Genomic DNA, 12,520 nt, shown 5'->3' on the forward strand with positions numbered 1-12,520 from the left:
CATGTGGATTTTAAAAATAAGCTCGGCACCGTTGATGCGCACAACTTAAACTTAAACTTTAAGCCTGAAAATACCGATAGTCATAACATTATTCTCAATTTTGAGCATCTAGCCGATGGCTCGACTAACCTCAATTTTGGGGATGATGTATCTGCAGTTATTGACACGGTTTTAGAGACTGATTTTAGTTTTGAAGTCACTGCAATTTATGCTGACAGTGGTGTAAATACCGCAGTCATAGACACGGTACTAGATACCGAGTTTAGCTTTGAAGTTGTCGCAGTCTTTAAAGAAAACACAGATATTGTCGGGCAGATTGATACCGTCCTAGACACCAGTTTTAGCTTTGAAATTGTTGCAGAATTCGCTGAAAACCTATGCACGATTGATACGGTTTTAGACACCGCATTTCAGTTTCAAGTTGAGGCTGTATTCGACATTAATCACATCGTCGGTGTGTCTTATGCGTTTGATGCGGGTTATCAAAGGGCAATCGCTGCGCTAAGTGTCACGGAAATACCGTGGGCAAAACCAATTTTAAGAGTCTCAAATGAGGCTCTTTTTTATGACCAGGGCTTGGTGCTGAGTCAGCAAGCAATGACAGGTTTTGATCGGTCCGATTCGCTTACACAAGCAGTCAGAATTGAGCATGAGAAAGCCACAGGCTTAAGGGTTAGTGCGGATTTAGTTTGGCAATCAGGTGACAAGCGATTCATTCATCAAAGCTACTTATTTGATGAAACCTTAAAGCTGCGTATCAATCGAATCACAGACTGGCACGAAATGATTCGTAAGCGTCGCAATATCACGTATGCGCATGAAGTGGCACACGTTTTTGAAAAGCATTTCACGTTTGAATGGGACAAAGGCTTAGAGATTGTCACGACTGATGATTTGGCTTGGGAAAAAGCCAAGGCGATCCATTATCGTAAGCATCCAGTGCAACCATGGCCAAAGCCTGAATTGCCGCAATACGAAGGCACAGGCGATTTAAATTTTATCTGCTTATGTCATGAAGTAGATGCGCATAACGTCATTTTAAACTTTGGTGTGGACGACTGTATTCCCGCAATTCCAAATCAAAATTGGTGGTATATCTTGAATAGTTTATCTGTGACACGGCTTGATAATGATGCAGAAATTTTAGTGTATGACGGCAACTATCGTACAGACCGCGGCAGCTGGGCGTGGTCGTATAGCTTAACTGTGCCGCATACTGAAATTTCGAAGTTAGAGCCAATCAATGGACAGCCTGTAATTCTTAAAATTATGGTCAATGGGTATGAGCATCACATGCTGCTTGAGAATCGCACACGTTCACGCAATTTTGGCAATATTACTTATACATTAACAGGTCGCAGTCAAACCGCTTTACTTGATGCACCGTATGCGCCTTTACGCTCTTTTTTACAAGAGAATGAGCGAACATCGGTACAACTTGCTCAAGCTGAATTAGACCGTGTTTTTAGTGATACTGTGCTGAATTGGCAATTGATTGATGACCTAGGCTGGATCGTAGCAAACAACAGTTTAAGTTATTCGAATCTTGCGCCAATCGCAGCGATTAAACTGATTGCAGAAAGTGGCGGTGGTTTTATTTATAGCGAAAAGGGTAGCAATACACTTTCAATTAAACCGCTTTATAAAAAGACATTTTGGGATGCGCTTACGGTTGATGATTATGACCGCCTTGTACCTGATTCATTGGTAACGAGCCAATCCACAGACTATGAGCTTTATCCCGATTACAACGGCATCACACTGACAAACGATAGAACAGGCAAGCAAGCGCAGGTCAAACGCACAGGCACAGCAGCAGACGTGCTATTGCCACCTGAAAACAATCCTTTGTTTGATGTGATGAGTATGAGTGCTTTCGGAAAAGCCAAATTAGCCAAGGCAGGCATGGTTGAAACGCATACACTAACTATGCCAATTTCTGCGGAAGTCGGGGAATGTGAACCGGGTGAAGTTTTTGCATTTAATGCCGAGTGGTGGGGCATTGTTGAAAGTGTCAGCGTGTCATTCAGCCATGCAAAGGTGAACCAAACTGTCAAAGTGGAGCGTGTGAATCGTGAGTAATGCACTGCAGCGGTTGATTGATTTAATGCCCAAAGCGCCTGAATTTGTGGGGCAGATCACGCATGAAAATCATCCGAATTATAAAGTTTTAGTTGTAGATGGGTCAGGCTTGGTGATGTGTACCAGTACGACTCGCTACAACGTCGGTTCAACGGTTTTTATTTCAAACGGGGATATTAAACGCTTGGCGGCAAGCGGTGATGTAGTACAGATTGAAGTGTAAAAATTTAAATTGAATCAAGCGTCCGAAAGGGCGTTTTTTTATGTCTGGAGAAAAGACAATGCAAGAAAACGCATTACCATGGTTTATTAAATTAGTTCCAGCAGTTGTGGGGGCAATCCTTGCTTTAGTGCTAAGTGGGGATATTGATAAAGAAGGAAAAATACAAGTCACATTAGGTGTGATTGGTAAGTTCTTATTTAGTGTGTCGGTCAGCTTATATGGCGGTGCTGCGTTCATTGAATACTACGAATTAAACAATTACTCACACATGGCGCAAGGCTTTGTGATGTTGATTTTCGCTGTGTTTGGCTTACTGGCAATCGGCATTATTTACCAATCAATTGCGCTCATGCACGGGAAGTCGCTTGCAGAAGTAATCGCCGAGGTGAAAGCGGCATTTATTGCGATTGTAGGGGGTGGTAAGTGAATAAGATGCAAATCAAAAAGCTGCAAAAGGCAGTCGGTGTTGCGGATGATGGCATTATTGGTCATGGCACCTTGACTGCTGTATTTCGTAAGCTTGGTGCTTCACAGAGCCGCGCTGAAGAACTCGGTCTTGCTGCCAATGTTCATTTTCGCACGTATGGCATCCTAGACAATTCACTTCGCTTTATTCATTTCTTAGCACAGCTTGCACATGAGTCGGGCAACTTTCGTTATATGGAAGAAATCGCGTCAGGTGCAGCGTATGAAGGTCGAAAGGATTTAGGTAATACCCAGGCGGGGGATGGCAAGCGATTCAAGGGACGTGGACCAATTCAATTGACTGGCCGTGCAAACTACCGCAAATATGGTCAGCAGCTTGGTATCGACTTTGAAAACAATCCTGAAATTGTGGCAATCCCAAGTTTAGGCTTATTGGTCGCTTGCAAGTTTTGGTCTGATAATGGCTTAAATACCCTGGCTGACAAAGACGATGTGTTGACTATTACGCGCCGCATCAATGGCGGTACCAATGGTCTGGCAGATCGTAAAGCCCATCTTGCGAAATTGCGCTTATGGGTTTAAGAATTATTTTGCTGTGCATCCTTTTATCAGGCTGCACAGCTCATTCAATAAGCACAAAAGTTCACGTTACTGTATGTGTGCAGTGTGTGAATTGAAATGTCCTCTAGGCGATGACTTTAAAATATTAACGTCTCGCTAATGTTGAATAATATTTAGATAAATAATCAGGCATATTTAATAAGATTTCTTTATATAACTCTATTAACTCACCTGAGTCTACTTTGGTTTTCACCTTGGGGTATGAATCAATATATCTGAGAACTGGATTAGGCTCAGCAAACACACTATGAAGCTCACCTAATATGCCTTGACTTGCATTTAATCTGTGTAAGTGCTCCCTTTCATGGGTGGTGTCATCTTTAAAATTGAACTCATAAGCTTTTATTAAACCTGCCAAATCATCAATATCATCTAAGATGTTATTCACTAATGTTTGATATTGAAGGGCAAACTCATCACCATTATTTAAGCCAGTATAAAAAGGTTTTCGAGTGCTCATAAATAAACTAAAAGCATCTATATTTCTCTTCATCCGTCTAGTTAGGGTGATGATCTCTTTTTGCTCTGATGCTATTTTTGAAACAAAATGCGGCTCTTTCCAGTCGGTATACAAATACGTTGCAATGATTGCTGCTGCTAAAGTGGATACTGCGCCAAAATAACTTCCAGTTGTGCTAAGCGCATCCTTCATACCACCGGGACTCGAAAATGCAAATATTGCAAAGGTCGCCATTAAAAATACAAATGCTACCGATAGGCTTACAATAAAGCTGAAAGCAATTGGCTTAAATCTATTCAACTACCCACCCCACTCAAAACCACATACTCACTCATACACTCATGTTAATAATCAAAACAACTACGCCGCATGGTCTAGTCCGACAATTTTATAAGGCGCAAACCCTACGCAACTCGGCTTGTTCTGGCTTGCTGTTTTTTCATTTAGTTATCTCAAGCATTTCGCCCCACTTAAATGGGTTTCTGCTCAGTTTATCACGACTCATTGACCAATTGCGGTCTGGTAAGAAGCAGCTGCCTGCAGCAATCTTTTTCTTGCCAAACTTTATCTGAACACTTTCCAGCGCCTGCATTAAATTTTCCTTTCTTTGAATCGCCTCCATATCTGTGAGCAGGTCATAAATATGTGATGACTTTGGCTCAAGACACGTCAAAATAATCCCGCATTTTTTAAACTTCACATCTTTTCTGTATAACAGATTCATCATCTGTACGGCTCTATCAACTAGATCAAGCACACAGTCGGTCGGCTGTGCAAAGGTTGAAGTGAGCGATTTATTGTAGAACGGTACATTTGGATCAAACGGATTTGAGTGTGCGAAAGCGGTAATAGAGCCACACAACAAGTTTTCACTTCTCAGCCGCGAGCATGCATCTTGCGCATACATTGACATGGCTTCTCTTAAGTCATTTATGTCTGTGACTTTCGTGCCGAATGAGCGGCTGGCCACTATCTGTTTCTTACTCGGTGGGGTATGCTCAATTTCAATGCATGATATGCCTTGCAGCTCTGCCACTGTTCTAGCCATAACAATTGAAAATAGTTTTTTAATGTTGCGCGGGTCAGTGCACGCAAGGTCATGCACTGTATTGATATTCATATCATTCAGTCTTTTCGCGTGTTTACGCCCAACGCCCCAAACTTCCGACACATCGATTGTGCCAAAAATCTGTTCCTTATTTATTAGATCCATGTTCACCAAATCGCATACACCTCTGAACTGGGCATTTTTTTTGGCAATATGGTTTGCAATTTTGGCTTCGGTCTTTGTTCTGCCAATACCAACGCAGACAGGCAATCCTAGCCATTTCCAAATGCGCTCACGCATCTGCTGCGCATAGTCACTTAGGTCAAACTTATTACTGTACGCAGTCAACTCAAGAAAGCTTTCATCTATAGAATATATTTCTTGTTCACCCGGTCCCACAAATTCAGACAGTATCGAATGAAAGCGACGTGACATTTCAGCATATAAAGCATAGTTGCTAGACAATACTTGGACATTATTGTGATGAATAATGTCTTTGATCTGAAACACAGGCACACCCATTTTGATGCCTAAGTCTTTGGCTTCTTGGCTACGAGCGACCGCACAACCATCATTGTTTGATAGAACAATAACAGGCTTGTTGTTTAGTGATGGATCGAATACACGCTCACAGCTGACGTAACAGTTATTCACGTCAATGAGCGCAAATACACGATTTGCGTTTTTCATGATTTATTCTTCTTATTGTTTTAGACAGACAGGTTTTTTAAGTTCCAAGTCACAACAGCGACAACTTCAAATGTTTGACCATCTTTTAAATAAATACTGTCATAGTCAGGGCTTTCTGCCTTGAGCCAAGCTTCGGGCAAAGTGGCAGGGTCGTAGTCTTCACCAAAATGCTCAATCAACTCAGCTTTTGACATCTGGGCGGTAATCATTAAGCGCTTAATGGTCAGGTCTTTTTGGTCGATTAATGCAACCACAATGCTGCGGTGTTTGGCTTCTTTACTACGGTCAACAATGACTACATCGCCATATTCAAGCCCAGCATTGACCATTGATGTGGTACGTATCGTATTTAAAAACGTAGCATTAGCATTTGAAATAAGGTGCTCGTTTAGGTCGATGCTTTTATCAATGTAGTCTTGGGCAGGGGATGGGAAACCTGCAGGAATGGATTCAGATGCAATTGGAATGCTTACGCATGTACGCGGTGACACTTGCGTAAAGCCATGACGATCAAGCAGCGTGATTTGTTCGAGAATTGCATTGATTGTAGGGCTAGGTTTCCCCTCAGGACCCATAATTTGTTGAAGTGATGACCAAGCGTCATCCGAGAAATAAATCGGCAGTTTTTTTGACATTATGTGCTCCTACGCTACATGGCGTGTTTGAAGTTTGCGCATATAGAATAGCTATAAATAGATCAGGCTTTCAAGTAGTGTTTGTCTGAATTATTTTGAACAAACGAAAGTTAGGTGATAAATTATTGAAAGCAATAATAATAAAATCGGATAATTAAAATGAGTCTAAGTCACTTGGTTTTAGCCATTCTTGCTTTGCTTATCGCTGGCACTTTACTCACACTTAAAGCAGAAGAGACCCGAAGAATAGACCCTGAGTGCGGGCATGAATACCGCACCGAGCTATGTAATGGGTATCTATATGCCAAGTACAATGACTTACCCTCAGCAGATAATTGCGACGATGAAAAAGACGACCCTGAAATAAATTTTAACGAAGAGTTCCACAAAGGCTGTCTAAGTTTTTTTGATAGGCTTTTGGTGGCTAGGTAGTTGGAATATGCATGGCAGAGTAAAACTTGAAGTGCGACATAAACCACTAATAACCCCATCAATCCATCACCTCACTTAATGCAACGTGCTTTTCATCAAATTTAATCATAAAATTAAGAACATCTGTGTCTTATGCTGCGGTCTACAAAAAATTAGGAAAAATATTTTTTTAAAGTTTGTAGACTGATTTGTAGACAGTTGAACTGCAATTAAGGACAAACTAATGCAATGCTATGCAACCTTAGAATATTTTAAGTTATTGAAAATGCAAGGATATGCAAGCTAATGCAACCTATTCCAATTCAACACAAACTAGGTGGATTCTACTTTTTCTACTACGCAATTGTTGGGACGTTTTTGCCTTTTTGGAGCCTGTATTTAGAAGATCAGGGCTTTAATTATCAGGAAATTGGTGTTTTATCTTCTATTGCCATTTTAACGCGCTTTTTCGCGCCTTTTATTTGGGGATGGATTGCCGATAAATCAGGCAAACGGATGCTTTTGGTGCGCATCGCAACTTGGATGGAAGCCAGTATTTGGTTACTGATTTTTATTGTTCCGAATAGCTTTCAGTCTGTTGCATTACTCATGCTAATTTTTAGCTTTTTCCAAAACGCAATTTTGGCACAATTTGAAGGCGTGACTTTGTTTTGGTTGGGCGAGAAACGTGCGGAACTCTATGGCAAAGTGCGTAAATGGGGCTCTATAGGTTTTATTGTCGGGGTTTTTGGCATAGGTGCTATTTTGGAAATTATACCAATCTCCATGTTACCGATGTTGCTACTCAGTATTTCTTTACTGGCATTTCTATGGTCATTCAGTATTCAAGAACCAAGCTCCGCACCCATTGCACAAAAACAACTTGAACCCTTATTGCCTATTTTAAAGCGCCCAGTAGTCTATTCATTTTTTATAATTGAATTGATTTTACTGTTTTCGCATGCACCATTTTATAGTTTTTATAGTAATTTTTTAAGTCAGGCAGGATTTAGCACAAGTCAGATCGGTTTATTGTGGTCTGTCGGGGTGGTTGCTGAAATCATTATGTTTGCCTATGCGAGTTTGTTTTTAAAGCGTTGGTCTTGGCGTTCACTGGTTGCCGTATGTTTAATTTTAACAGGCTTACGTTGGGTGATAGTTGGTTTATTTCCATCCATATTTTTTGCACATTTTTTTGCACAAAGCATCCATGCCTTTAGTTTTGGATTATTTCATATCATTGCCATGCGGGTGATTTTTCAAAACTTTTCTGCAGGGCAACAAGGTCGTGGGCAAGCACTTTACAGTACCATGTGGGGTTTAGGTGTTGCTCTGGGGAGTATTTTGGCAGGGCATTATTGGGATATTGTTTCAGGCGAATGGATTTTTATTTTTGCAGGATTATCTACACTCGTTGGTCTGTGTTTTATTTGGGGATTGCCAAAGCAATTAGAATCGCAGTCAATGTCGAGTGATACCAAAGCCTAGATTGGTGATTTTGCAGTGATACCGTTCTTTTATCAAAAATAGAAGCAAGCAAAGTTGGATGGGTATAGTTTGCTTGCTTCTTACTAATTGATTGCTACATTAAATACGGATTTTAGCGTATTGATGCCACCACGGTTGAGCCGTTTCAAGTTGTGCAGCCAGTTGTAAAAGCACATCTTCACGTGCAAAAGGCGCAATAAACTGCGAACCCAATGGTAAGTTATCTTTATTCCAATACAAAGGCACAGACATTGCAGGCAGCCCTGTAATATTGGCAAGTTGAGTAAATGGCACCCATTTTAGGTTTTCTTTGACAATGCGGTCGACCAATTTACCTTGCGCTAACCAATGTGCTTTACCTGCATGTAATAGTGTTTTTAAAATTGGTTTTTGCCATGCAGGGGTTTTCACTTCGCCATTTTTCGGTGCAACTGAAGCTGTTGCAGGAATGAGGTATAAATCATAACGCTCAAAGAATTGATTCATTTGTGTGACATATACCCCCCAATTATTCAAATTGCGAATGTAATCTACTGACGTGGTTTTTGCGCCAAAGGCAGCCAAAGCCAAAGAGTCTAGCTCAAAATTATCGGAATGATTTGGCAGGCGAGTTTGAATTTCAGCAATTAAATAAGCAAATTGGCTAAACCATGTGGTAATGAAATCTTTGGCCAATTGCATGCCATCAATAGCAGGACGGTCTTCAACCACTTCATGCCCTAAAGATTCTAAAAGCTGTACGGTTTTTTGAATGGCATTGATGGCATCTTGTGAAACAGCTGTACCAATCGGAGATTGGGTCGAATATGCGATTCTTAATTTTTTTGGCGCTTGCTGAATTGCATCTAAATAACTGCGTTCAGGAGCTTCAATTTTGAAAAGTGAATGACCATCTGCGCCATGCGTTGCATCGAGCATTGCCGCACTGTCACGTACACTTTTACTTAAAATATGTTGCATCGCTGCACCATGCATGGCTTCACTGAGTTGTGGCCCCCACGGGGTGCGTCCACGACTTGGTTTTAAACCAAACAAACCACAGTAAGACGCAGGAATACGAATTGAACCACCGCCATCACTTGCCCCTGCAATCGGCACAATACCTGCCGCAACTGCAGACGCAGAACCACCAGAAGAACCACCACTATTGTGTTTCAAATTCCATGGATTTTTACATGCACCCCAAGCATCTGGCTCGGTTATCCCTTTAATCCCAAATTCAGGCGTGTTGGTACGTCCAAAGGTAACGATTCCGCTATTTTCCCAACGATTTACAATTTCTGCATTTTGTTCTGCAAGATGATGCGCACGTTTTAAACCCTGACAACCAAATGAAGTCGGATAGCCTGCATATTGTTGAAATAAGTCTTTGACTAAAAAGGGCACACCTGCAAATGGGCCTGTTAATTTTGTTTGTGTGCGCTGCCGTGCATGTTCATGCATAGGAATAATAATGGCATTTAATTGTGGATTGGTTTGTTCAGCACGTTGTAACGCAATATCTAATAATTCTGAGGCCTGAACATCCTTTTTGGCAACGAGCTCTGCCAAGCCTAAAGCATCATATTGGAGGTATTCTGCAAGTTTCATTTCAATCCTGAAAATCTGTATTGTCAAATTGATGTTGTATGCTATTTTTGTTTAAGAAGCAAGAATGACCCGATTACGACCTTGCATTTTTGCCTGATATAGCGCCTGATCTGCCTGAATAATTAAATCTTGTAAAGGGAGATTGGTGGGTAAGTGTGTATGTGACACGCCCATGCTTACTGTAAAATGAATGGGTTCAAGGTTTTCTAAATTTAACGCTTGATGTTCAATACACATACGAATACGTTCTGCAATGCGTTGAGTTTTATTTAAGTTATTATTGTTCAGCAAAATAATGAACTCTTCACCACCAATGCGACAAAATAAATCGTGATCACGTAAATTGCTTTTAACGATGTTAGAGAGATGTTGCAAAGCACGGTCACCGACATAATGCCCATATTGATCATTCATTTTTTTAAAATCGTCGATATCTAACATAATTAAAGACAATGAATGATTGTTTTTATGCTTTAAAGCTTTTTCACTTAACTGAGTAAAACTACGGCGGTTCAGTGTTTCGGTTAAACTGTCATGATTTGCCAAATACAATACTTCTCTATACAACTGATTTCGGTTTTGGCTAATCACACATAAAATTAACGTGGCAAGACCTAAAATAATTAAACCCACACGAATAGAAATAATGGTGGTTAAATAACTCGAATTCACTTGATCTATAAACAAGCCTGTGACGCTGTGATACAGAGTTAAACAGACCAAGCTATTAATCAGTGCCAAATTAAAAAGTTGATAGCTGGCAGCTGCCCAAATTAATGCAGCCAATGGATATAATAGTGCGCCTGGCCCATAGAAAATATGGGTGCAGGCGATAGAGATCAGTAATGCAAAAAAGGGCAAGATATCCTGAATTTGAGTTTCTTTAGCATATTGATTATTTATAAGTTTTTTGAATTTAGACCAGCCTGGGGCAGCCAAAATTAAAGGTAAGACAATTACCGCATTTAAAATTTCACCAGACCACCAAGTAAAAAAATCAATCCAACGATTTTCTTTTAACATAAAGGTGTGCGGCAAATTTGGCAGCAGAAGAATGGCAAATAAAGCCCCAAAGAAACAGCCTAAAGTTACAGCAATAATATGTGGATATAGCTCTGACACATTATTATTGCTCGCTGGAAGTTTAGCGCGGGCAAAATTAAAGAAAAACAACCCACTAAAAACAGCTACAAAGTTGGAAAGCGTTAAACCTAGCGTCATCAGGAAAGTATTGTCTGTGACCAAATCGGCGCCCATATAGCCAAAAAAAGCACCCAAAATTCCACCAAAATTTTTTAAAGATGGAAAGCGAATGAGTAGCCCCAACAAGAGGGCGTTGGTTGGCCAAAAAAACGAAAAGTAGCTAAGCGGGCGAGTAAAAATACCCAATAAACAAGCAAAAAATACCACAACGGCAAGCAGCCCAAAGGCAAATATTTGCTTTTGAGTCGAAGATATAGTTTGCGGTATGCTAAAGTTTTGCAAGTACTAAACTCACTTTTGCAATGGGTTGATAATTAAGAAAAAAACTTGAATGAGTGTGACACTCACAACAGAAACGCGATCATATCAAATAACCATTACCTACAAAGTCGATTAAATGTAAACTGAGTCACACTTTTGTTAAATAAAATTGTTGTGTTATGTTTTTGCTTGCAGATTTGGATTAAAAATATGCTAAGTTGTCTAAACGGTTTATATCTTTAAATAAATGTATGAAAAAAATATATCTAACCACAGTTTTAAGCTTATGTTCTGTCTGCGCGATTGCAAATGAAAATACAACAATAGATTCAGCCAAGTTAACGCCAGTAGCAGCAGAAACCACCAATAAATTTCGTGTGGTGACCCGCCCAGAAATTGTGGGGCTGTGGGGTATGCAAATCCCAAATAATCGTAAATGTATTGAATACTACAACTTTAAAAGTAATAGCGATGTGGTGATTAAAAGCGGTCAAGAATGGTCTGCGGGCGTGTATGATTATCAACCTTCACAAGACCCTGCAAATTCTTTACCTGCTTTAATTTTGCAAGTTAAATATGACAATAATGAAGTGGATTGTTCTGGATATCAGGAAGACCAAACAGGGGATATTTCACAATATTTTGTAAAATGGAAAAATGCGCATACCATTAATTTCTGTAGTAATGAAAAAGCAGAACAATGTTTTGCGACGTTGTACCGCGTCCTGCCTTAAACTTATCATTATCTCGTGTATCAGAGTTCTTTCATAAATCCACACCCCTCATCCTCTTGCGGCTATATAGCGCAAGAAAAGGGACTTTCACTATCAATTCGACTTATTGCTTATGATCATTTTCGATTTATGAAAGAAGTTTATCGTTATACTGATTAAACTCACTATGAATGAATAAAAAAACTCCTTCAAGTCACGAGGTCTTGAAGGAGGCTGATAAAAAAGCAAAAACTGTAAATTGAATATTCGTATCAGTTCTTTTAAGCTGAACAAAACTTAAATCTTTGTCCATATTTACTGATCACTTATTGCAAAATCATGCTGACATCTTTGCTACTGCTGCGTTGTTGCATTCCCACAGCAAAGTTTGCACTTGGATCAAATACTAAGACACCCGCATTACGATAAACTGGGTTAGCATCCATCATATATTCTTCGGCACTGTTTTGTGCATAGCCATAACCAAAAGCATTGCTTGAACCAATGTTGGTATATAAACCATATTGATATGTCGTGTCATTAGACCTCTTGCAAAAATCATTTTTTAATCAATTCCATGTTGTAAATTGCAGCAATCAAATTAAGGCGTAAACCCATGCGTTTACGCCGATTGCGATAACGTTCAGCAAGAATTCTAAAGGTCTTTAA

The 12,520-nt window shown here is 40.0% G+C and carries 11 protein-coding genes and 1 pseudogene; 6 read left to right on the forward strand and 6 right to left on the reverse strand.

The features are described 5' to 3' along the window. The first annotated feature begins 3 nt into the window (after positions 1 to 3). Genes FTT91_RS11250 through FTT91_RS11265 form a run of 4 tightly spaced genes read left to right on the forward strand, consistent with a single transcriptional unit; the run spans position 4 to position 3,313 of the window. Positions 4 to 2,082 (forward strand): hypothetical protein, encoded by a 2,079-nt coding sequence (locus FTT91_RS11250; protein ID WP_180169455.1) that lies wholly within the window; start codon positions 4 to 6, stop codon positions 2,080 to 2,082. Continuing rightward, on the forward strand, positions 2,075 to 2,305 hold the full coding sequence (locus FTT91_RS11255) for a hypothetical protein (protein WP_180169456.1): 231 nt from the start codon (positions 2,075 to 2,077) through the stop codon (positions 2,303 to 2,305). The genes FTT91_RS11250 and FTT91_RS11255 overlap by 8 nt, the downstream gene beginning before the upstream one ends. Positions 2,306 to 2,363: 58 nt before the next feature. After that, positions 2,364 to 2,732, forward strand: a complete 369-nt coding sequence (locus FTT91_RS11260) for a hypothetical protein (RefSeq protein WP_180169457.1) — start codon at positions 2,364 to 2,366, stop codon at positions 2,730 to 2,732. 5 nt (positions 2,733 to 2,737) lie between these two features. After that, a complete protein-coding gene (locus FTT91_RS11265) occupies positions 2,738 to 3,313 on the forward strand; it encodes a glycoside hydrolase family 19 protein (protein ID WP_180169465.1) in 576 nt (191 codons plus the stop codon). 124 nt (positions 3,314 to 3,437) lie between these two features. Here FTT91_RS11265 and FTT91_RS11270 read toward each other — a convergent pair whose 3' ends face one another. The 3 genes from FTT91_RS11270 to FTT91_RS11280 all read right to left on the reverse strand — a co-directional run bounded on the left by FTT91_RS11270 (position 3,438) and on the right by FTT91_RS11280 (position 6,185). Next, complete coding sequence (locus FTT91_RS11270) at positions 3,438 to 4,112, reverse strand: hypothetical protein (RefSeq protein WP_180169458.1); 675 nt, start codon at positions 4,110 to 4,112, stop codon at positions 3,438 to 3,440. Between the two features lie 139 nt (positions 4,113 to 4,251). Continuing rightward, complete coding sequence (locus FTT91_RS11275) at positions 4,252 to 5,550, reverse strand: Y-family DNA polymerase (RefSeq protein ID WP_180169459.1); 1,299 nt, start codon at positions 5,548 to 5,550, stop codon at positions 4,252 to 4,254. A gap of 20 nt (positions 5,551 to 5,570) precedes the next feature. Next, complete coding sequence (locus tag FTT91_RS11280; RefSeq protein WP_180169460.1) at positions 5,571 to 6,185, reverse strand: LexA family transcriptional regulator; 615 nt, start codon at positions 6,183 to 6,185, stop codon at positions 5,571 to 5,573. A gap of 717 nt (positions 6,186 to 6,902) precedes the next feature. Here FTT91_RS11280 and FTT91_RS11285 point away from each other — a divergent pair. Beyond that, complete coding sequence (locus tag FTT91_RS11285; protein WP_180169461.1) at positions 6,903 to 8,084, forward strand: MFS transporter; 1,182 nt, start codon at positions 6,903 to 6,905, stop codon at positions 8,082 to 8,084. A gap of 99 nt (positions 8,085 to 8,183) precedes the next feature. Here the strand turns inward: FTT91_RS11285 and FTT91_RS11290 are convergent, their stop codons facing one another. Further along, positions 8,184 to 9,674: an amidase gene (locus FTT91_RS11290; protein ID WP_180169462.1), complete on the reverse strand. Its 1,491-nt coding sequence runs from the start codon at positions 9,672 to 9,674 to the stop codon at positions 8,184 to 8,186. Between the two features lie 51 nt (positions 9,675 to 9,725). Further along, positions 9,726 to 11,159, reverse strand: a complete 1,434-nt coding sequence (locus tag FTT91_RS11295) for a diguanylate cyclase (protein WP_218952043.1) — start codon at positions 11,157 to 11,159, stop codon at positions 9,726 to 9,728. 230 nt (positions 11,160 to 11,389) lie between these two features. On the opposite strand from FTT91_RS11295, the gene FTT91_RS11300 reads away from it, so the two are divergent. Further along, positions 11,390 to 11,872, forward strand: a complete 483-nt coding sequence (locus tag FTT91_RS11300; RefSeq protein WP_004973490.1) for a hypothetical protein — start codon at positions 11,390 to 11,392, stop codon at positions 11,870 to 11,872. A gap of 537 nt (positions 11,873 to 12,409) precedes the next feature. Here the strand turns inward: FTT91_RS11300 and FTT91_RS11305 are convergent. Continuing rightward, a pseudogene (locus FTT91_RS11305) lies at positions 12,410 to 12,520 on the reverse strand (IS5/IS1182 family transposase); the annotation flags it as partial.

The sequence above is a fragment of the Acinetobacter sp. YH12021 genome (genome assembly GCF_013420145.1).
In the GTDB taxonomy this organism is placed as follows: Bacteria; Pseudomonadota; Gammaproteobacteria; order Pseudomonadales; family Moraxellaceae; genus Acinetobacter; species Acinetobacter towneri.

Bases quoted from the DNA above. Each gene is read 5' to 3' on its own strand.
- FTT91_RS11280 (WP_180169460.1), bottom strand. From the start codon at position 6,185: ATGTCAAAAAAACTGCCGATTTATTTCTCGGATGACGCTTGGTCATCA.
- FTT91_RS11275 (WP_180169459.1), bottom strand. From the start codon at position 5,550: ATGAAAAACGCAAATCGTGTATTTGCGCTCATTGACGTGAATAACTGT.
- FTT91_RS11260 (WP_180169457.1), top strand. From the start codon at position 2,364: ATGCAAGAAAACGCATTACCATGGTTTATTAAATTAGTTCCAGCAGTT.
- FTT91_RS11285 (WP_180169461.1), top strand. From the start codon at position 6,903: ATGCAACCTATTCCAATTCAACACAAACTAGGTGGATTCTACTTTTTC.
- FTT91_RS11265 (WP_180169465.1), top strand. From the start codon at position 2,738: ATGCAAATCAAAAAGCTGCAAAAGGCAGTCGGTGTTGCGGATGATGGC.
- FTT91_RS11300 (WP_004973490.1), top strand. From the start codon at position 11,390: ATGAAAAAAATATATCTAACCACAGTTTTAAGCTTATGTTCTGTCTGC.
- FTT91_RS11290 (WP_180169462.1), bottom strand. From the start codon at position 9,674: ATGAAACTTGCAGAATACCTCCAATATGATGCTTTAGGCTTGGCAGAG.